The following is an 18,539-nucleotide window of genomic DNA, read 5'->3' as shown; positions in this document are numbered from 1 at the left end:
TGACACAACAAGAACAGAAGAAAATGGGGCCGGACGTCGCCCTGACACAGGATGAAACGGCAGAACTGGAAAAGCTGGTTGCAGACGTAGACAGGGGCGGGCGCACTGTTGCGGGCGCAGCGGGCATGGTTTTGTTTCTGGCGGCCATAGGCTGGTCCTTGTTCCAGCTTTGGTACGCTTCCCCGCTGCCCTTTGCCCTGAATATGGGCATTTTCAATGACACTGAGGCGCGTGCCCTGCATTTGGGCATTGCCATGTTTCTGGCCTATCTGGCTTTCCCTGCCCGCAAAAAGTCGGCTCGGGACCGTATTCCAATTCATGACTGGGTCCTGGCCCTGATCGCTGCTTTTTGCGGCTCATATTTGTTCTTTTTCTATAAAGAACTGGCCATGCGTCCAGGCATCCCGACCACAATGGATGTGGTCGTGGCCAGTGTTGGCCTGGTGTTGTTGCTGGAGGCTACACGTCGCTCTTTGGGTGCGCCGATGGCCGTATTGGCACTGATCTTTATCGCTTATATTTTTCTCGGCCCCTGGCTGCCGGATGCCCTGTCTCATCGTGGTGCTTCATTGCAGCGCCTGGTCTCGCATATGTGGCTGACTACCGAAGGGGTTTATGGGGTCGCACTGGGCGTTTCGGTTTCTTATATCTTTATTTTTGTATTGCTGGGCTCCTTGCTGGATCGTTGCGGGGCGGGCAATTACATGATGCAGGTCTCGTTTGCCTTGCTGGGGCATTTGCGTGGTGGGCCTGCCAAGGTTGCCGTGGTGTCCTCGGCGGTGAATGGCATTGTGTCTGCGTCCTCCGTTGCCAATGTGGTGACGGGCGGTATTTTCACGATTCCCCTGATGAAGAAAGCCGGTTACGGCGGTATTCGGGCCGGGGCCATTGAAACGGCGTCTTCCGTCAATGGCCAGATCATGCCGCCTGTCATGGGAGCGGCGGCCTTCCTGATGATTGAGTATGTTGGCATTCCCTATACCGACATCATTCGACATGCGCTGCTGCCCGCGGTCATTTCGTATATCGCGTTGTTTTATATCGTGCATCTGGAAGCGCTCAAGCTGGGAATACAGCCGATGATGTCATCGGGCAAACCCAGAACGTTCATGCAGAAGCTGGCCGGCTGGGGCATGGGCACGGCGGGTACTTTAATTGTGATGGGACTGGTGTACTGGATAGGCATAGGGGTTCAGGCGGTAGCTGGTGCCGCCGCTATCTGGATTTTGTTGTTCCTGCTGCTGGTTCTGTATGTGTTTTTGCTGAAAGTGGCTGCAGACCACGAGGACCTGCCCACCGATATCAATGTCAACACACCGGTGCGCCCCGAACCGTGGCCAACGGTGCGAGCCGGTTTGTATTTTCTGATCCCTATCGGCATTCTGGTCTGGTGTCTGACGGTAGAAGTGATGTCTGCGGGCCTGTCGGCCTTCTGGGCCGTTGTGGCCATGTTGTTCCAGATGGCAACCCAGCGTCCCATCATTGCCTGGTTCCGCAAGCAGGCGACAGCTCAGCCATTGCGCCAAGGCGTCGGTGAAGTCTGGGTGGGGCTACAGGAAGGTGCCCGCAATATGGTGGGCATCGGCATTGCTTGCGGGACGGCCGGCTTGATTGTGGGTGCTATCACCTTGACGGGTCTGGGCCTGCGCATGACAGCTTTTGTGGAGCTGGTCTCCATGGGCAATGTGCTGGTCATGCTGTTTTTTACCGCCGCTGTGTGTCTGGTTTTGGGCCTGGGTATGCCTACCACTGCCAACTACATTCTGATGGCGACCTTGATGGCGCCGGTGGTGGTGGAGCTGGGGGCGCAAAGCGGCATGATCATTCCGCTGATTGCCGTCCATATGTTCGTGTTTTATTACGGGATCATGGCGGACATCACCCCGCCTGTGGGCTTGGCCACTTTTGCAGCCGCTGCCATTTCAGGGGAGGACCCGATCAAGACAGGGGTGCAGGGCGTGACCTATGCCATGCGTACGGCCGTGCTGCCCTTCATGTTCATCTTCAATCCCATGCTCTTGTTGATCGGCATACATGGTGTCTGGGAGTTGATTATGGTCGTGGTGGGAGCGACCGTGGCTTCCCTGACATTTGCGGCGGCAACCATGGGATGGCTGCGCATCAAAACAAGCTGGCTGGAGACCGTCTTGCTCCTGTTGGTGACGTTCATGCTGTTCCGACCGGACTGGTTCATGGACCATATCAGCGAGAAGTACCAGAGTCGCCCCGCGTCAGAGTTGATGCAGATTGTTCAGAACACGCCAGACGGAGGCAATCTGGTGGTGCAACTAGCGGGGATGAATCTGGAGGGTAAAGACTTGCAGAAAACAGTGGCTGTATCATTGCCCGGCTTGCCGCAAGGAGATGAGGTGACCGGCTTGGCAGCGGCCAGCAAGCGTTTGTCTCAGGCAGGGCTGACGGTGATGGCTTTCGGCGATACGGCGCAAATTGCCTCGGTGGCTTTTGGCAGTTCAGCGCGGCGGGCCGGATGGGAGCAGGGCTGGGATATTCAACAGGTGAAAGTGCCACATCCAGATCGTCCTTCCGAGTTTTGGGTTTATATTCCTGCTTTTCTGATTCTGCTCTGGTTGTGGTTAAGGCAAGGCCGCCGGATCCGTCATGATGCCGCCCCACAAGGTGCTGTCCAGAGTTGAGCGAGCCAGCAGCCTCGGCGGCGGCTGGTAGTACACTGATGCCACTGGATGGCTGGCCCGCTGCAATAGCGGGCCATTTTCTATCTATTTTGTTTTTGTAATGACACCAATAACAAGTGTGCCGCCCCTGCCTTCGCGCAATGGGGTCAGCCCCAGCAAGGTATGGTGCCCACGCGGGCCCTGGATTTTGCTGGAGGAGTTCTTGCTGGAACGCTTCCCCCATGTCAGCCCCGAGGTCCTGCTGGACAGACTGGCACGAGGCGACATTCTGGATCAGGAAGGAGTGGCACAACAGCCAGCCTCGCCTTATCAGCCCGATCGCTGGCTATGGTACTTCCGCATGGTAGAGAATGAAGCGGCCGTGCCATTCGAGATGCCTGTTCTCTATGCGGACGAGCGCCTGATTGCGGTGGACAAGCCGCACTTTCTGGCTACAACGCCGGGAGGTCGCTACTTGTACGAAACCGCGCTGACTCGTCTGCGACGGGACTTCGGAGAGGATGGCATCAGCCCCATTCACAGGCTGGACAGGGAAACGGCGGGTATCTTGCTGTTTTGTCGTGATCCTGCGGCTCGCGGGGCCTACCAGTCCCTGTTTCAGCAGGGCGGGATCGAGAAAGAATATGAAGCGGTCGCGCCGTTTCAGGAAAAGCTGGCAAATGGGCTGCTGTACAGCAGCTGCATGAAAGAAGTGCCCGGCAAGTTTGTCATGTGTGAGGTTGAGGGCGAGGCCAATAGCAGCACCGAAATTATTTGCGAACGCCACTGGCAGGCTGAGCAGGGTCAGGAGCTGGCCTTGTACCGCCTGCGTCCCAAAAGTGGCCGCAAGCACCAGTTACGCGTGCATTTGAGCAGCCTGGGGGCACCTATTATCAATGATGTGTTCTACCCTGAGCTTTTGCCGGAGCGTGACGCGGACGACTTCAGCCAGCCCTTGCAGTTGCTGGCTCGGCACATTGCCTTTGTGGACCCCATAACGGGTGAGCAAAGACGCCTCAGCAGTCAGCGGCAGCTGGAATTGGCTTGAGCCTATTGGCATTGCGCTTGAGTACGCTATTGTCGAACAGCCACAGCCACAGCCACAGCCACAGCCAGTCTTGCTGCTGGTGCCCTTTATCTAGCCAGCTAGTCCAAGGGACGACGGCGAAAGCCCGAACCTTAATAGTCGCGGAAAGCCGCCTCTATCTCATCGTGCTCCAGTTGAGCAGCCAGACACAGCATTAATAAAATTCGGGCCTTTTGAGCAGGCAAGTAATGCGCGGCAATGGTGTTGTGATCCTGGTCATACGCACTGTCTGTCACAGGTCCTGCATGGATGCGAGAAGCCCGCACACACACCACGCCTAGTCGGTGTGCCCGGCTGACACCTTCCAAGGCTCCGGGGGTCAGGCTGCCGTTGCCAGTCGCCGCCACCACAATGCCTTGCACACCGCTTTGTGCGGCGTGGCGGTACAGTTCGGCCAAAGTATCGGGGTGATCGTAAAAAATCTGCACTTTAGGAAGGCTGTGCAAAGAGCGCACATCGAACAGGCTGCTGTGCGTATGGGGCAGCAGCGTACGCATCATGAAGCGCGGCTGCCCGCCTGCAACCAGACCCAAGGGGCCGGCATCGGGTGAACCGAAGGCGCTGGTCTGAGTGGTGTGTTGTTTGCTCAGGAAACGGGCGCTGTGTATCTGGTCGTTCAGCAGTACCAGTACACCTTGATCCTGTGCCAGCGAAGAGCAGGCTACTTGCACGGCCTGATACAGATTCAGCGGACCGTCGGCACTCAAGGCCGAAGCCGGGCGCATCGCCGCCACCATAACCACGGGTTTGTCGGTTTTCAGGGTCAGGTGCAGGAAAAAAGCGCTTTCTTCCAGCGTATCGGTGCCGTGGGTAATGACCGCGCCGTTGATGTCCGGTCGTGCGAGCAGAGCATTGAGCTTGTGGGATAGCTCCAGCAGCATCAGCGAGCCCATGGCCCGGCTGTCCACGTTGAAAATCTGATGGCACTCCAGATCGGCCAGCTCGGTGATACCGGGCACGGCTTGCAATAGCGTTTCTACGCCCTGGGTGATGTCGTAGTCCGTCAGACCAAGATTGGATTGGGTTGTGGCGGCAATGGTGCCGCCGGTGCCTACCAGGGCCAGTTTGGGGCGAGTCGGCATGTGAGGGTGCTCCGCGTCCAGTTGTTGCGCTAGGGGGTGCGGAGAGCCTGGGGTGGCGCCGGTTTAACGGCGCACTTTCAACCAGCGCTCGACCAGGTGCACCACCGATAGCAGGGTAAAGTTGATCAGCAGGTACAGCAGACCCGCAATAACAAAGGTCTCGATGATGGCGTAGTTCTGGTTCATCAAGCGTTTGGCATGACCGGTCAGGTCCATGACGGCAATGGTCGAGGCCAGACTGGTGCCTTTGATGGCCAGCACAATTTCATTGCTGTATGCGGGCAAGGCCTGGCGAATCGCCAAAGGAAACGCCACGCGACGAAAGCGCATCCAGGCGGACATGCCGATGGACTTGGCTGCCTCGATCTGGCCCACTGGCACAGCCTGAAAACCGCCCCGGAAGACTTCACTGACGTAGGCGCCACTGTTCAGACCAATGGCCAGAATCGCGCAGCGCATGCCGTCGCTGAACAGCCACCACAACGTGGGTGAGTCCTTTACAAAACTCAGGGTGCCCACACCGTAGTACAGCAGGAACAACTGCACCAGCAATGGGGTGCCACGAAATACCGTGCTGTAGCTAAAGGCAAAGCTGCGCAAAATGCGGCTATGGGACTGGCGCATCAGGGCCAGTGACAGGCCGATGAACAGCGACAGCACAATGCCCCACAGACCGATATAGACGCTCATGCCGAACCCCTTGAACAGGGTTTCAACGGTGGTATTGAATAATTCCAGATCAATCATGCCTGGGCTCTCATGCCTTTGCCGGTATAGCGTTCGGCCAGCAAAAACAGGGCCTGACTACAGGCACCAATCAGAAAATAAAGCACGCCTGCAATCAGGTACATGGCCATGGGTTCGCGCGTGTTGGCGGCTCCCAGGGTCGCGGCCCGCATGATCTCGACCAGACCCACCAGGGAGATCAGAGCCGTGTCTTTCAGTGCGGTTTGCCAGACGTTATTGGCGCCGGGCAGGGCGTACCAGAACATTTGCGGCAGGATAATGCGGCGCAGGCGCTGCCAGGGGGACATGCCAATGGCTTTGGCGGCCTCGATCTGGCCTTCGGGAATGGCTTGCAAGGCACCGCGAAACACCTCCACGCTGTACGAGCCTGCAATCAGGCCAATGGCCAAAATGCCGACCAGTGCGGGGAACCAGCGCGTCATTACATCTTCCATGCGCATGAAATCGGCCAGATCGGAGACGACTTGGACCGAGCCAAAGAACAGCAGGTAGATGATGAGCAGCTCGGGGATACTGCGAACCACCGTGGTGTACAGGCTAACGGGGCCACGCAGCCAGCGTGGCCCGTTGGTCTTGATGCTGGCTCCTGTAATCCCAATGACTACGCCCAGGGCCATGCCCAAAACGGAGATCAGCAAGGTCATTGCTGCTCCGCGAAGGAACATCCAGCCCCAGCCTTCGCGCAGCACATTAAAAATGGTCTCTAGCATCAAGTGGTACTTCTCGACTTATTTCTTGCAGATCTCGTAGTTGGCGATGTCGATGTCAAACCACTTTTCGCTGGCGGTCTTGACGGTGCCATCGTCGATCAGCTTGCACAGGGCAGCGTCAACCTTGGCTTTCAGTTCTGCATTGTCTTTGTGAATACCGACGGCAATGCCATAACCCAGAGTTTCAGGGTCGGAGGAGCCTTTGATGACCAGCTTGGACAGGGCAAAGTTGTCCTCGCCGACTTTATGCAGGAACTTGGACTGGGAGGTCAGGTCGGCAAAGGTGCCGTTCAGACGACCGGCGTCCAGATCGATTTGCATCTGGTCCAGGGTCTCGTAGTTCTTGACGGTGGTCTTGGGGGCTTTCTTGGACAGGAAAGCGCCGTGAGTGGTGCCACCTTGAACGCCAATGGTTTTGCCAGCCAGGCCATCAAAAATAGCTTGTTCGTTGTCGGCACCGACCAGTTCACTGTTCTTGGGCAGAACGAAAATGGCGTCTTCAACGGCGTAAGGAATACTGAAATTCACGCGCTTGGCACGCTCGGGGGTGTAGGACATGCCCGAGATGATCAGGTCAAAGCGTTTGGCATCCAGCGAAGGAATCAGGCTGTCAAAGGCTTGCACGATGAATTTGCAATCGCTGTTCAGCTCCTTGCACAGGGCAGCGCCCACGTCGGCGTCAAAGCCGGTGACTTTACCGGCTGCGTCCACCATGCTCCATGGTGGGTAACCGCCTTCGGTACCGATTTTCAGGGTGTCTGCCATTGCAGCCTGGGAGCCCAACAGGGCCAGGCTGGCACAGATCAGGGTCTTGCTGAGGAAACTCATGGTCTGGCTCTCCTTTGTGGATAGGCTGGTCAGAGCCGTATTGGCCCTGCTGGTTTTCCAGCCGGTGTCGTATTCACGAAGCGATGATCTTACTGCATTGGTTGTAGAAACTGCTGTAGACGCTCGGATTGTGGCCTATCGAACAGATCTTTGGGATGGCCACGTTCTTCAATCAGGCCGTTGTGCATGAAAATGGTCTCGGAAGAGACGTCACGCGCAAAATTCATTTCGTGGGTGACCAGGATCATGGTGCGGCCTTCCTGGGCCAGCTGGCGAATCACACGTAGTACTTCGCCCACCATTTCCGGGTCCAGCGCCGAAGTCGGTTCGTCAAACAGCAGGACATCCGGGTCCATGGCCAGGGCACGGGCAATGGCCACGCGCTGCTGCTGACCACCGGACAGTTCGGCCGGGTAGGCATCGCATTTGTTGCTCAGGCCCACCTTGCCCAGCAGTTCGCGGGCGTATTCAGCCGCTTCACGGGCCGGGCGGCCTTTGACATGGATGGGGCCTTCGGTGACGTTTTGCAGCACCGTGCGGTGCGACCACAGATTGAAGTTCTGAAACACCATCCCCAAGCGGGCGCGGACTTGTTCCAGCAGGCGCGGATTGTCTGTCTGGCAAATGCCCTTGCGATTGCGATGGCTGCGCAAAATGTCATTGCCGATCTGGATTTCGCCCTGATCGGGGACGACCAGATGGTTAATGCAGCGCAGCAGGGTACTCTTGCCCGAGCCGGAGGCTCCAATAATGGAGAGCACGTCGCCCTTGTGAGCTTGCAGGGAAATGCCCTTGAGCACCTCGTTGGTGCCAAAGCGTTTGTGGATGTCGCGTACCTGGACCGCCGCGTTCAGGTCATTGTTATTCACAGCAACGTCCTTGCGGTCAAAGAGAAAGGGGGTAAGGGTTTCATACGGGTGTCATATCCTGGATGCCCCGATTCTACCGCTTTCCCCCTGTTTTTTTTGCACAAGCGCTGTATTTTGCTCATAAAAAGCGGCATAAACCGGGTACGCCGCCTTATGAGTTTATGGATACAGGCCGCGTACTTGACGAGATTCCAGAATGCGGGCGCAACCCACGATAAAGGCAGCCGTACGCAAGGTGACGTTGTGCTCTTTGGCAACCGCCGCCACCGTGGTGTAGGCCGAGCGCATCATCATTTCCAGACGGTTGTTGATCTCGTCCTCGGTCCAGAAGAAGCTGGAGAAGTCCTGGACCCATTCGAAGTAGGACACGGTTACGCCACCGGCGTTGGCTACCACGTCCGGAACAATGATCACGCCCTTGTCGTTCAGGATGTCGTCGGCTTCCGGGGTGGTGGGGCCGTTGGCGCCTTCGATCACGATGCGGGCGCGGATGCGGTCGGCATTGCTCTTGTTGATCTGGCCCTCCAGCGCGGCCGGGATCAGCAGATCGGTTTCGATATGCCAGAAGTCTTCGTTGGAAATGGCCTCGGCATTGGGCGCTCCGGCCAGACCTTTGTGCTGTTCCATGTGGTTCAGCAAGGCCAGTACGTCCAGACCGTTGGGGTTGTATACCGTGCCGGTGTGATCCTGTACGGCCAGCACCTTGGCACCGGCTTCCTGGAACAGGCGGGCAGCGGTGCCACCCACGTTACCGAAGCCTTGCACAATGACGCGGGCGCCATTCAGGTCGATACCGGCGTCGCGGGCCGCTTCACAACCCACGGTATACACGCCGCGGCCAGTGGCTTCCACACGGCCCAGGCTACCGCCCAGGGAGACAGGCTTGCCGGTGACTACGCCGGTGCTGGTGCCACCGACATTCATGGAGTAGGTGTCCATCATCCAGGCCATGGTCTGGGCGTTGGTGTTCACGTCCGGGGCTGGAATGTCCTTGTTGGGGCCAATAATCACACCGATTTCGCTGGTGTAGCGGCGGGTGATGCGCTCCAGTTCGGCCTGGGAGTGGTTGCGCGGGTCAATACGAATACCGCCCTTGGCACCGCCAAATGGCAGGTTCACGGCAGCCGATTTGATCGACATCCAGGCAGCCAGAGCCATCACTTCGGACAGGGTGACATCCTGGTGGTAGCGCACGCCGCCCTTGCCTGGGCCACGGGAAGTATTGTGCTGAACGCGGTAGCCCTCGAAGTGGGCCACGGTGCCGTTATCCAGTTCAATGGGTACGTCGACAATCAGCGTGCGCTTGGGGCGCTTGAGTGTTTCAACCCATCGGGACAGTTTGCCCAGATACGGAGTGACTCGCTCCACTTGTTCGAGATAAATACCCCACGGGCCGACGTCGTCGGCGTTCAGGTATGACGGCAAAGCATGGGTGGGACGATCTGTCATGAGCTCCTCGATAAGGTTGGGGAAACGGGATACGAGTACACAGTGAAGACGTGTGATTGCGCACAGACGCAGAACCTGGCAAACACGCTGTGGATGGGCTTAGCGGTGGCCGTGTGCAACAGTTATGCTATCGGAAATGGCCGCTGTTGTGTTTGCAGCGTTTGCGATGGTTTTATCTGGGTGCGTGTGCATTGATGGCTTCTTCTGACTCTTCCCTTTCTGGTCGCTTGGCGCAATTGCGCCAACGTATCGAACAGGCTTGCTTGCAGGCCGGCCGCCCTGCTGATGCGGTGGCTCTTTTACCGGTAAGCAAAACCTTTCCTGTGCCCGTGCTGGCTCAAGCCCTGGATTTGGGCCTGTCGCGAATGGGCGAGAACAAGGTTCAGGAGATTCGAGACAAGCAGGCAGAGCTGGCCGATCGCGCGGTGCAGTGGGTGATGATAGGCCATCTGCAGAGCAATAAGGCTAAAGATATTGCACGCTTGGCCAGCGAAGTACAGTCTTTGGACCGTTTGTCCCTGGCTCAGGCCCTGGATCGACACCTGCAAAACGAGCAGCGTAGCCTGGACGTGCTGATCCAGGTCAAGACCTCGCCCGAGCCCAGCAAATTTGGTTTGGCCCCTGAAGAACTGCCCGCCTTCATGCAGTCCCTGCGTTCGCTCGATACCTTGAAGGTCCGTGGTCTGATGACCATGGCCGTCAATAGCGATGACCCCCAGGCAGTTCGCGCCTGCTTTGCCAGCCTGCGCCAGTGGCGCGATCGTCTGGTGGAGTTGGGCCATGAACAGGTGCAAGGCCTGTCCATGGGCATGAGCGGTGACTTCGAGCTGGCGATTCAGGAAGGTTCCACTGAAGTGCGAGTGGGTTCGGCCCTGTTTGGCGCACGCGATTACAGCTAATCGATATCCGCATCGTTACTAATGCCCTGTGCAGGGCTGTCCGCGCATAATGTCTCTGCGCATCCCGGACGGGATGCTTAAAACTTAAAAAAATAGCGCCAAAAGCGCTGTCTACACGCATGGAGGAGACATCATGCATTGGAAGAACTTTGGAGCCGGTGTGCTGTTGCTAAGCGCCAGCCTGACAGGAACGGCCTTGGCAGCAGACTGGCCCCAGTCTGCCGTCACCTGGGTAGTCCCTTATCCTGCAGGCGGCGGTTCAGATGTGATTGCCCGGCTGGTCGCCAAGCAGCTGGAAAGCAGCCTGGGCCAGACCTTGATTGTGGAAAACAAACCGGGGGCCGCCACCATTATTGGCGCAACCTACGTCAGCAATGCCAAGCCCGATGGCTATACCGTAGGCACGGCTGATTCAGGCACGCTGGCCTTTAACTCCTCTTTGTACAGCAAGCTGCAATACGACCCGGCTGCCTTCACCTATGTGGGCGGTCTGGCCCGCTTCCCCCTGATGCTGGCAGTGCCACAGGAGTCGCCCTATAAAACCGTGGCCGATCTGTTGGAAGCAGCGCGTAAACAACCTGAAAAGCTGACGTCCTCGTCCGCTGGCAGTGGCTCTCCACACCATTTGGCTTTGGAGATGTTCAAGCAGCGCACGGACACCAAGATCGTGCACGTGCCTTACAAGGGAGCCGCACCCGCCATTCAGGATTTGCTGGGCGGTCAGGTGGATATGTCCTTTGTGGATTCCGCCGCAGCGCTATCCAACATCAAGGCCGGCAAATTGCGGGTGCTGGCGGTTGCCACGCCCGAGCGTAGTAGTCTGTTGCCTGATGTGCCAACCATGGCCGAAGCGGGTATTGCCGACTTCTACGCCTATGCCTGGCAAGGTTTGGTGGGCCCACCCAAGATGGACGAAGGCGCCCGTCAACGCTTGAGCCAGGACTTGATGCAGGCCCTGAAAACGCCCGAGCTGGATCAGCGTATTCGCGAGATGGGGGTGGAACCCATGCCCATGACGCCCGATGAATTCCAGGCTTACGCCCAGCGTGAACGCGCTGAATGGGCCACGGTTATCGAGCGTGCGGGCATCCGTATGGATTGACCTTGATGCGGCCCACAGTGGCCGCATAATCAGGCGGCATATTCATCGCCGTAACGTTTCAGACCGTCCAGGTCCAGCACCTGGACGCCACCATACTTGATCAACAACAGCCCTTCGTTTTCCAGTTGGCGCAGGGCCTGGTTGGCTCGTTGGCGCGACACACGCGCCAGGTAGCCGATCTCCTCCTGGGTAATGTCCAGGCGCAGACCTTTTCCGGGGTAGAGCAGCGGGTTGAACAGCTCTGCCAGACAGCGTGCCACGCGGGCATCGGGGGTAGACAGGCTGTTGTATTCCGCCTTGCCGATAAATTGCGCCACACGTTCATTGAGCTGATGCAGGAGGTAGCGGTTGAAAGCAATGCTCTGGTCCAGCAAATCGTTAAAACTGTGTACGGGCAAGCGGGCCACCTGGCTGTCGCGCAAGGCGACCACATCGTATTTGCGCTCTTCGTTTTTCAGCAAGGAGCCTTCGCCTATCCAGCCACCGGCGGGTACCCCGGTCATGGAAGCGATCTTGCCTTCGGAATTTCCCACCGACACTTTGAGCAAACCCGAGAGCACGCCAATCCACGCGGTGGCGCGTTCTCCCTTGCGTTCGACGATGGCCCCGGCCTCGTATGCGGTGATCAGTGTGTCGCGGCGGACACGCTCTTGCAGCTCGGGTGTCAACAAGCGAAACCAGGCGGCTCGCTCCGATAAAGCATCTACAACATGCATGAGGATTAACCCTCGATAAAGGTCGAATGTCATGTCCGTGACAATCTTCGGGACGGGCAACCGATAACTTGATTATTAACAGGCTGCAAATAGCTTGAGGGCATAACATCTGCCTTCTGCCGCAATCATAAGCAGCCTCCTGGACCATAACAAGCCGGGAAAATTCGGAGGAGACATGGTTGTGCGGATGGATAAAGAGCAGGTAGCGGGTTTACCCGGCACCTTCCCAGCCTGGATAGAACACCATGCCCAGGTGCGCGGCAACAAAGTTGCCATGCGCGAAAAAGACCTGGGAATCTGGCAGACCTGGACGTGGCAAGAGCTGGCTGAACAGGCCGAGCAACTGGCTGCGGGCCTGGCCGGGCTGGGTGTCAAAGACGGTCAGCACGTCGCGGTGATCGGTGAAAACCGCCCGCGCCTGTACCTGGCCATGATGGCGGCGCAAATGCTGGGCGCTGTGCCCGTGCCTTTGTATCAGGATGCGGTAGCCCAGGAAATGCTGCACGTATTGCTGGATGCCAGCATACGCGTGGCCGTGGTCGAGGACCAGGAGCAGGTCGACAAGCTGCTGGAAGTCTGGGACCAGTGCCCCGATCTGGATGCGCTGATCTATGACGACCCACGCGGTCTGCGCAATTATCAGCAAGAACAGCTGCAATACATCGAGCAGGTCATGGAGCAGGGCCGCCTGCAATTGGCGCGGGATCCGGACTGTGTGCGACGCATCTGGAAGGCCATTACGCCTGACCATGCCGCCGCCATGTTCTACACCTCCGGCACCACCGGCAAGCCCAAGGGTGTGGTACTGACTCACGGCGCGCTGGTGGATCGTGGCCTGGCCATTCAGGAACTGGAATCGCTGACCGATGCCGAGGAAGTGCTGGCCTATCTGCCCCCCGCCTGGATCGGGCAGAACATGTTTTCCTACACGCAGTTCCTGGTCACGGGCTTTACGGTGAATCACCCTGAGTCACCCGAAACCGTGTCCATCGATCTGCACGATATTGGCCCGACCTATTACTTTGCGCCTCCCCGCGTGCTGGAAGGCTTGCTCACGCAAGTGACTATCCGCATGGAAGATGCCGGTGCCCTGAAGCGCGCCTTGTACAAGCGTTTCATGTCTCTGGCGCACCGTGTGGGTGTGCAGATTCTGGACAAGCGCCCCGGCGTGGGGATGTGGGATCGTCTGTGCTATGGCGTGGGCAATATCCTGATCTACGGCCCCTTGCGGAATGCCCTGGGCATGAGCCGCGTGCGTGTGGCTTACACCGCCGGTGAAGCTATTGGCCCCGACCTGTTCGACTTTTACCGTTCCATTGGCATCAACCTGAAGCAGCTCTATGGCGCTACCGAGACCTCGGTATTCGTCTGCGTCCAGGAAGACGGCCATGTGCGTGCCGACACCGTAGGCCCACCTGTGAAAGGCGTGGAAATCCGCGTGGCCGATAACGGTGAAATTCAGGTGCGCAGCCCCGGCCTGTTCAAGGAGTACTACCGCAACCCCGAGTCCACCGCCGAGTCCTTTACCGAGGACGGCTGGTACCACACGGGTGATGCCGGTTATCTGGATACCGATGGTCAGTTAAAGATCATCGACCGTGCCAAGGACGTGGGCAAGCTGGCTGATGGTTCCTTGTTTGCACCCAAGTACATCGAGAACAAGCTCAAGTTCTTCCCCTTCATCAAGGAAGCCGTGGCTTTTGGCGATGGTCAGGAGGAAGTGTGTGCCTTTATCAATATTGATCTGGAAGCCGTGGGTAACTGGGCCGAACGTCGCAACCTGCCCTATGCCGGTTACACCGATCTGGCGGGCAAACCCGAGGTCTATGCCCTGATTCGGGACTGTGTGGCTCAGGTCAATGCTGATCTGGCGAATGATCCCAAGCTAGCCGGATCTCGCATCAGTGCCTTCCTGATTCTGCACAAAGAGCTGGACCCCGATGACGATGAACTGACCCGTACCCGCAAAGTACGTCGCGGCTTTATCGCGCAAAAGTACAAGGTTCTGGTCGACGCCCTGTTCAATGGCCTGGACAGGCAGTTTGTGGAGACAGAAGTGAAGTTTGAGGATGGGCGCAGCGGTCGCATTTCGGCAGACCTGCACATTGAGCGCATGACAGACGCAGCAGCAAGGAGCGCATGATGAGTGAGGCGCAAATGCCGGGCCGTCGCATTGGCCCAGTGGTACTGGATTTGAAGAATATTTCGCTGTCCTTTGGTGGTGTGAAAGCGCTGACCGACATCTCGTTCAACATCCGTGAGCACGAGATCCGCTCCATCATCGGCCCGAACGGCGCAGGCAAAAGCTCCATGCTGAACGTCATCAATGGCGTGTATGCACCACAACAAGGCGAGATTGTCTTGCGTGACCAGAGTTATGCCCGCATGAACTCGCGTCACACCGCCGAGCAGGGCATTGCCCGCACCTTTCAGAACCTGGCTCTGTTCAAGGGCATGAGTGTGCTGGACAACATCATGACCGGCCGCAATCTGCACATGAAAAGCGGGGTGTTTGCCCAGGCTTTCCGACTGGGTGGTGCCGAGCGTGAAGAGATTCGCAACCGTGAATATGTGGAAGGCATCATCGACTTTCTGGAAATCCAGGCCTACCGCAAAACGCCGGTAGGACGCTTGCCTTACGGCCTGCAAAAGCGGGTTGACCTGGGGAGGGCACTGGCGATGCAACCGAGCATTCTGCTACTGGATGAGCCCATGGCGGGCATGAACATCGAAGAAAAGCAGGATATGTGTCGCTTCATTCTGGATGTGAACGAAGAGTACGGCACCACGATTGTTTTGATTGAACACGATATGGGCGTGGTCATGGATATTTCGGACCGTGTGGTGGTCCTGGACTATGGCAAGAAAATTGGTGACGGAGTACCGGACGAAGTACGACAAAACCCGGACGTCATTCGCGCCTATCTTGGCGCTGGCCATTGAGGGGAACGGACATGGCATTTTTTCTTGAAACCTTGCTGGGCGGGCTGATGAGCGGGATGTTGTACGCCCTGGTCGCGCTGGGCTTTGTGCTGATCTTCAAAGCATCGGGTGTCTTTAACTTTGCACAGGGCGCCATGGTGCTGGTGGCCGCGCTGGCCATGGCCCGTCTGTCCCAGTGGATTCCGCAGTTGCTGGGCATGGAGCCGGGCATCCTGGGCAATGTGCTGGCTTTCATTGTCTCGGCCATCTTGATGTTTGTGCTGGCCGTCGTCATTGAGCGCTGGGTGCTGCGCTATCTGGTGAATCAGGAAGGCACAACCTTGCTGATGGCCACGATCGGTATCAGCTATCTGCTCGACGGTCTGGGTCAGATCGTGTTTGGCAGCTCCGTGTATTCCATTGATGTGGGCATGCCCAAAGACCCGGCTTTCATTCTGGAGTCCATGTTTGAAGGCGGTGTGCTGGTCAGTCTGGAAGACTTGAGCTCGGCCGTGGTGGCGGCCTTGCTGGTTGTGGCCCTGGCCATCTTCTTCCAATACACCAGCGTGGGCCGCGCCCTGCGTGCGGTGGCGGACGATCATCAGGCAGCGCAATCCATTGGTATTCCCTTGAACCGTATCTGGGTGGTGGTCTGGACCGTAGCCGGTTTGGTGGCTCTGGTTGCCGGCATTATCTGGGGCTCCAAATACGGGGTGCAGTTCACCTTGTCGACCGCAGCGCTGCGCGCCTTGCCGGTGGTGATTCTGGGTGGTCTGACCTCGGTGCCCGGCGCTATTGTGGGTGGCCTGATTATCGGTGTGGGCGAGAAAGTGTCCGAGGTTTACCTGGGCCCTTATGTAGGTGGCGGCATCGAGATCTGGTTTGCTTATGTGCTGGCCCTGGTGTTCCTGCTGTTCCGACCACAAGGTCTGTTCGGCGAGAAGATTATTGATCGCGTCTGAGGTGGAGTCGATATGATTTACCGCGAAAATGGTCAGTTCAAAAGCAGCTATCGGGCTGACCAGCAGATTTTTCCCATCCGCCAGGATCGCTATGTGGTGTTGGGCTTGTTGCTGGTGGCATTCCTGCTGGTGCCAGCCATGGCATCCAACTACTTCCTGCAAGCTATTCTGATCCCCTTTCTGATCCTGTCTTTGGCAGCGATTGGCCTGAACATTCTGGTGGGCTATTGCGGCCAGATTTCCATCGGTTCGGGTGCTTTCATGGCTGTGGGTGCGTATGCCGCCTGGAACTTTGGTGTCCGTATTCCGGAGCTGCCACTGGTCCTGCAGATCCTGCTGGGCGGCGTGTTCGCCACCTTGGTAGGCGTGGCCTTTGGTATCCCCAGCTTGCGTATCCGTGGCTTGTACCTGGCCGTCACGACCTTGGCCGCACAGTTCTTTGTGGATTGGGCTTTCCTGCGTATTGCCTTCTTCACGAACTACTCGCCTTCCGGCAACGTGTCGGTGCCTGCCTTGAGCGCCTTTGGCTTGCCGGTTCAAACCCCCATGCAGAAGTACCTGTTCGTGCTGATCTTCGTGGTGGTGTTTGCTCTGCTGGCCAAGAATTTGGTGCGTGGTGCGATTGGCCGCCAATGGATGGCCATTCGTGACATGGACGTGGCCGCAGAAGTGATTGGTATTCGTCCGGTCTACGCCAAGCTCACCGCCTTTGCCGTCAGCTCTTTCATCATCGGTGTGGCCGGTGCCTTGTGGGCTTTTGTGCACCTGGGTTCCTGGGAGCCGCTGGCCTTTGACCTGAACCGCTCCTTGCAGTTGCTGTTCATCGTCATCATCGGTGGTCTGGGCTCGATCGTAGGCAGCTTTTTCGGTGCCGCGTTCATGGTCTTGCTGCCCGTGTTCCTGACCAACGTGCCGCACTGGTTTGGTGTGTCTATTGGCGTGGATACAGCCTCGCATATTGAACACATGGTATTCGGTGCCCTGATCGTATTTTTCTTGATTGTGGAGCCGCACGGTTTGGCTCGACTCTGGAGTATTGGTAAGGAAAAGCTGCGCTTGTGGCCCTTCCCCCATTAACAGCAGGTAGGCAGTTCATTACAACAACAGCCCCGCCAATCGGGACGGGGTACTTAGACAAATGGTACTTATCGGAGGACCAGGAGATGACAACACGACTGAAACGCGCTGTGCTCGGTTTGAGTGCTTGCGCTGCAATGCTGACCATGAGTACAGCCGCTGTAGCAGCCGAGGAACAGTACATTCCCTTGCTGACCTACCGCACCGGCTCCTTTGCCCCACTGGGTATTCCATGGGCGGATGGCAAGCTGGACTATCTGGCTCTGGTCAATGAACGTGACGGCGGTGTGAATGGCGTCAAGCTGGTATACGAAGAGTGTGAAACGGCGTACGCCACCGACCGTGGCGTAGAGTGCTACGAGCGCATGAAAGGCAAGAACGGGGGGGCGTCTGGTTTTGACACCCAGTCCACGGGCATTACGTTCGCGCTGACCGACAAGGCCTTTGTGGATGGCGTGACCATTGAGACCATGGGCTACGGCCTGTCGCACTCGGCTAACGGTGCGGTATTCGAGTGGAACTTCCCGCTGCTGGGTACCTACTGGACTGCGGCTGACGTCATGATCCAGGACATCGCCAAGCAAGTGGGCGAGGACAAGCTGAAGGACCAGCGCATTGCTCTGGTTTATCACGACTCGCCGTACGGCAAGGAGCCTATCGCCCTGTTGCAAGCACGCGCCAAGGAACAAGGCTTCAAGCTGGATCTGTACCCTGTGACCGCCCCTGGCGTGGAACAGAAATCCACCTGGCTGCAAGTGCGCAAGAACCGTCCTGACTTCGTCCTGCTGTGGAGCGCCGGGATCATGACGCCTACCGCCATCCGTGAAGCTCAGGCTGTGGGTTACCCACGCGACAAGATCTACGGCATCTGGTGGGCTGCTTCCGAGAGCGATGTGGTCGATCTGGGCCAGACCGCCAAGGGCTACAAGGGCATCACCATTCACAACAGTGCTGGGGACGGTCCGGTGCATGACGCTGTGCGCGAGATGCACGCCAAAGGCAAAGGCGCTGAAAACGGTGACAAGTACGTCGGCACGCTGGCTCACACCCGCGGCATGATGATTTCCATGATGCAGGTTGAAGCGATTCGCACCGCACAAGAGAAGTTCGGTAAAGGTCAGCACATGACCCCCGAGCAAGTGCGTTGGGGCTTCGAGAACCTGAATCTGGACGAAGCACGCCTGAAAGAGCTGGGCTTTGAAGGCATCATGCGTCCCGTCAAAACCTCGTGCAACAACCACATGGGTGATGACTGGGCCCGTATCGTGCAGTGGGACGGCAGCAAGTTCGACGTCGTGTCCGACTGGTATCAGTCCGACAAGAAGTTTGTCGATCCTTTAGTCAAGGAAATGTCGGCTAAATACGCCGCCGAGAAGAAAATTACGCCTCGCACCTGCGAAGGCTAAACCCAGGCGCCCAGGGTTCGCCCTGGGCACTGCATTGCGTGGGGAAGATT

Annotated in this window: 16 protein-coding genes; 9 read left to right on the top strand and 7 right to left on the bottom strand. The window is 57.7% G+C overall.

Features of this window, described 5'->3' with window-relative positions:
- Positions 1 to 23: 23 nt before the first annotated feature.
- On the top strand, positions 24 to 2,654 hold the full coding sequence (locus N879_RS13235) for a TRAP transporter fused permease subunit (RefSeq protein ID WP_039942216.1): 2,631 nt from the start codon (positions 24 to 26) through the stop codon (positions 2,652 to 2,654).
- A 100-nt stretch (positions 2,655 to 2,754) separates the two neighbouring features.
- Positions 2,755 to 3,681 (top strand): pseudouridine synthase, encoded by a 927-nt coding sequence (locus tag N879_RS13230; protein WP_031232796.1) that lies wholly within the window; start codon positions 2,755 to 2,757, stop codon positions 3,679 to 3,681.
- A gap of 131 nt (positions 3,682 to 3,812) precedes the next feature.
- Here N879_RS13230 and N879_RS13225 read toward each other — a convergent pair whose 3' ends face one another.
- The 6 genes from N879_RS13225 to N879_RS13200 form a co-directional block, all read right to left on the bottom strand.
- A complete protein-coding gene (locus tag N879_RS13225; RefSeq protein WP_009460155.1) occupies positions 3,813 to 4,802 on the bottom strand; it encodes an asparaginase in 990 nt (329 codons plus the stop codon).
- Between the two features lie 63 nt (positions 4,803 to 4,865).
- Positions 4,866 to 5,549, bottom strand: coding sequence for an ABC transporter permease (locus tag N879_RS13220; protein WP_021447100.1), 684 nt, complete (start codon positions 5,547 to 5,549; stop codon positions 4,866 to 4,868).
- Positions 5,546 to 6,259: an ABC transporter permease gene (locus N879_RS13215; protein WP_009460152.1), complete on the bottom strand. Its 714-nt coding sequence runs from the start codon at positions 6,257 to 6,259 to the stop codon at positions 5,546 to 5,548. Before N879_RS13215 ends, N879_RS13220 begins: the two co-directional genes overlap by 4 nt.
- Before the next feature lie 18 nt (positions 6,260 to 6,277).
- Positions 6,278 to 7,087, bottom strand: coding sequence for a transporter substrate-binding domain-containing protein (locus N879_RS13210; RefSeq protein ID WP_009460151.1), 810 nt, complete (start codon positions 7,085 to 7,087; stop codon positions 6,278 to 6,280).
- 89 nt (positions 7,088 to 7,176) lie between these two features.
- Positions 7,177 to 7,956, bottom strand: coding sequence for an ABC transporter ATP-binding protein (locus tag N879_RS13205; RefSeq protein WP_009460150.1), 780 nt, complete (start codon positions 7,954 to 7,956; stop codon positions 7,177 to 7,179).
- Between the two features lie 159 nt (positions 7,957 to 8,115).
- Complete coding sequence (locus tag N879_RS13200; protein ID WP_009460141.1) at positions 8,116 to 9,405, bottom strand: Glu/Leu/Phe/Val family dehydrogenase; 1,290 nt, start codon at positions 9,403 to 9,405, stop codon at positions 8,116 to 8,118.
- 194 nt (positions 9,406 to 9,599) lie between these two features.
- Between N879_RS13200 and N879_RS13195 the strand changes: the two genes are divergently transcribed.
- Both N879_RS13195 and N879_RS13190 read left to right on the top strand, forming a co-directional pair.
- Positions 9,600 to 10,304 carry a YggS family pyridoxal phosphate-dependent enzyme gene (locus N879_RS13195; protein ID WP_031232795.1) on the top strand — a complete coding sequence of 235 codons (705 nt, stop codon included), beginning with the start codon at positions 9,600 to 9,602 and terminating at the stop codon, positions 10,302 to 10,304.
- Between the two features lie 133 nt (positions 10,305 to 10,437).
- Positions 10,438 to 11,406: a Bug family tripartite tricarboxylate transporter substrate binding protein gene (locus tag N879_RS13190; protein ID WP_009460137.1), complete on the top strand. Its 969-nt coding sequence runs from the start codon at positions 10,438 to 10,440 to the stop codon at positions 11,404 to 11,406.
- A gap of 29 nt (positions 11,407 to 11,435) precedes the next feature.
- Here the strand turns inward: N879_RS13190 and N879_RS13185 are convergent, their stop codons facing one another.
- On the bottom strand, positions 11,436 to 12,122 hold the full coding sequence (locus N879_RS13185; protein ID WP_009460136.1) for a Crp/Fnr family transcriptional regulator: 687 nt from the start codon (positions 12,120 to 12,122) through the stop codon (positions 11,436 to 11,438).
- A 175-nt stretch (positions 12,123 to 12,297) separates the two neighbouring features.
- Between N879_RS13185 and N879_RS13180 the strand changes: the two genes are divergently transcribed.
- The 5 genes from N879_RS13180 to N879_RS13160 all read left to right on the top strand — a co-directional run bounded on the left by N879_RS13180 (position 12,298) and on the right by N879_RS13160 (position 18,489).
- Complete coding sequence (locus N879_RS13180; RefSeq protein WP_021447098.1) at positions 12,298 to 14,265, top strand: AMP-dependent synthetase/ligase; 1,968 nt, start codon at positions 12,298 to 12,300, stop codon at positions 14,263 to 14,265.
- A gap of 14 nt (positions 14,266 to 14,279) precedes the next feature.
- A complete protein-coding gene (locus N879_RS13175; protein ID WP_009460135.1) occupies positions 14,280 to 15,065 on the top strand; it encodes an ABC transporter ATP-binding protein in 786 nt (261 codons plus the stop codon).
- A gap of 11 nt (positions 15,066 to 15,076) precedes the next feature.
- On the top strand, positions 15,077 to 16,006 hold the full coding sequence (locus N879_RS13170; protein WP_009460134.1) for a branched-chain amino acid ABC transporter permease: 930 nt from the start codon (positions 15,077 to 15,079) through the stop codon (positions 16,004 to 16,006).
- 12 nt (positions 16,007 to 16,018) lie between these two features.
- Positions 16,019 to 17,083: a branched-chain amino acid ABC transporter permease gene (locus N879_RS13165; RefSeq protein ID WP_009460133.1), complete on the top strand. Its 1,065-nt coding sequence runs from the start codon at positions 16,019 to 16,021 to the stop codon at positions 17,081 to 17,083.
- A 137-nt stretch (positions 17,084 to 17,220) separates the two neighbouring features.
- Complete coding sequence (locus tag N879_RS13160; protein WP_009460132.1) at positions 17,221 to 18,489, top strand: ABC transporter substrate-binding protein; 1,269 nt, start codon at positions 17,221 to 17,223, stop codon at positions 18,487 to 18,489.
- The last annotated feature ends 50 nt before the right edge of the window (positions 18,490 to 18,539 follow it).

This window comes from Alcaligenes sp. EGD-AK7, from assembly GCF_000465875.3.
Classification (GTDB): Bacteria; Pseudomonadota; Gammaproteobacteria; order Burkholderiales; family Burkholderiaceae_B; genus Alcaligenes; species Alcaligenes phenolicus.
This window is presented reverse-complemented; position numbering and strand designations above follow the sequence as displayed.

What these genes read in the sequence shown, in the direction of transcription:
- N879_RS13235 (WP_039942216.1), top strand. Translation starts at nt 24, where the DNA reads ATGGGGCCGGACGTCGCCCTGACACAGGATGAAACGGCAGAACTGGAA.
- N879_RS13230 (WP_031232796.1), top strand. Translation starts at nt 2,755, where the DNA reads ATGACACCAATAACAAGTGTGCCGCCCCTGCCTTCGCGCAATGGGGTC.
- N879_RS13225 (WP_009460155.1), bottom strand. Translation starts at nt 4,802, where the DNA reads ATGCCGACTCGCCCCAAACTGGCCCTGGTAGGCACCGGCGGCACCATT.
- N879_RS13220 (WP_021447100.1), bottom strand. Translation starts at nt 5,549, where the DNA reads ATGATTGATCTGGAATTATTCAATACCACCGTTGAAACCCTGTTCAAG.
- N879_RS13215 (WP_009460152.1), bottom strand. Translation starts at nt 6,259, where the DNA reads ATGCTAGAGACCATTTTTAATGTGCTGCGCGAAGGCTGGGGCTGGATG.
- N879_RS13210 (WP_009460151.1), bottom strand. Translation starts at nt 7,087, where the DNA reads ATGAGTTTCCTCAGCAAGACCCTGATCTGTGCCAGCCTGGCCCTGTTG.
- N879_RS13200 (WP_009460141.1), bottom strand. Translation starts at nt 9,405, where the DNA reads ATGACAGATCGTCCCACCCATGCTTTGCCGTCATACCTGAACGCCGAC.
- N879_RS13195 (WP_031232795.1), top strand. Translation starts at nt 9,600, where the DNA reads ATGGCTTCTTCTGACTCTTCCCTTTCTGGTCGCTTGGCGCAATTGCGC.
- N879_RS13190 (WP_009460137.1), top strand. Translation starts at nt 10,438, where the DNA reads ATGCATTGGAAGAACTTTGGAGCCGGTGTGCTGTTGCTAAGCGCCAGC.
- N879_RS13185 (WP_009460136.1), bottom strand. Translation starts at nt 12,122, where the DNA reads ATGCATGTTGTAGATGCTTTATCGGAGCGAGCCGCCTGGTTTCGCTTG.
- N879_RS13180 (WP_021447098.1), top strand. Translation starts at nt 12,298, where the DNA reads ATGGTTGTGCGGATGGATAAAGAGCAGGTAGCGGGTTTACCCGGCACC.
- N879_RS13175 (WP_009460135.1), top strand. Translation starts at nt 14,280, where the DNA reads ATGCCGGGCCGTCGCATTGGCCCAGTGGTACTGGATTTGAAGAATATT.
- N879_RS13170 (WP_009460134.1), top strand. Translation starts at nt 15,077, where the DNA reads ATGGCATTTTTTCTTGAAACCTTGCTGGGCGGGCTGATGAGCGGGATG.
- N879_RS13165 (WP_009460133.1), top strand. Translation starts at nt 16,019, where the DNA reads ATGATTTACCGCGAAAATGGTCAGTTCAAAAGCAGCTATCGGGCTGAC.
- N879_RS13160 (WP_009460132.1), top strand. Translation starts at nt 17,221, where the DNA reads ATGCTGACCATGAGTACAGCCGCTGTAGCAGCCGAGGAACAGTACATT.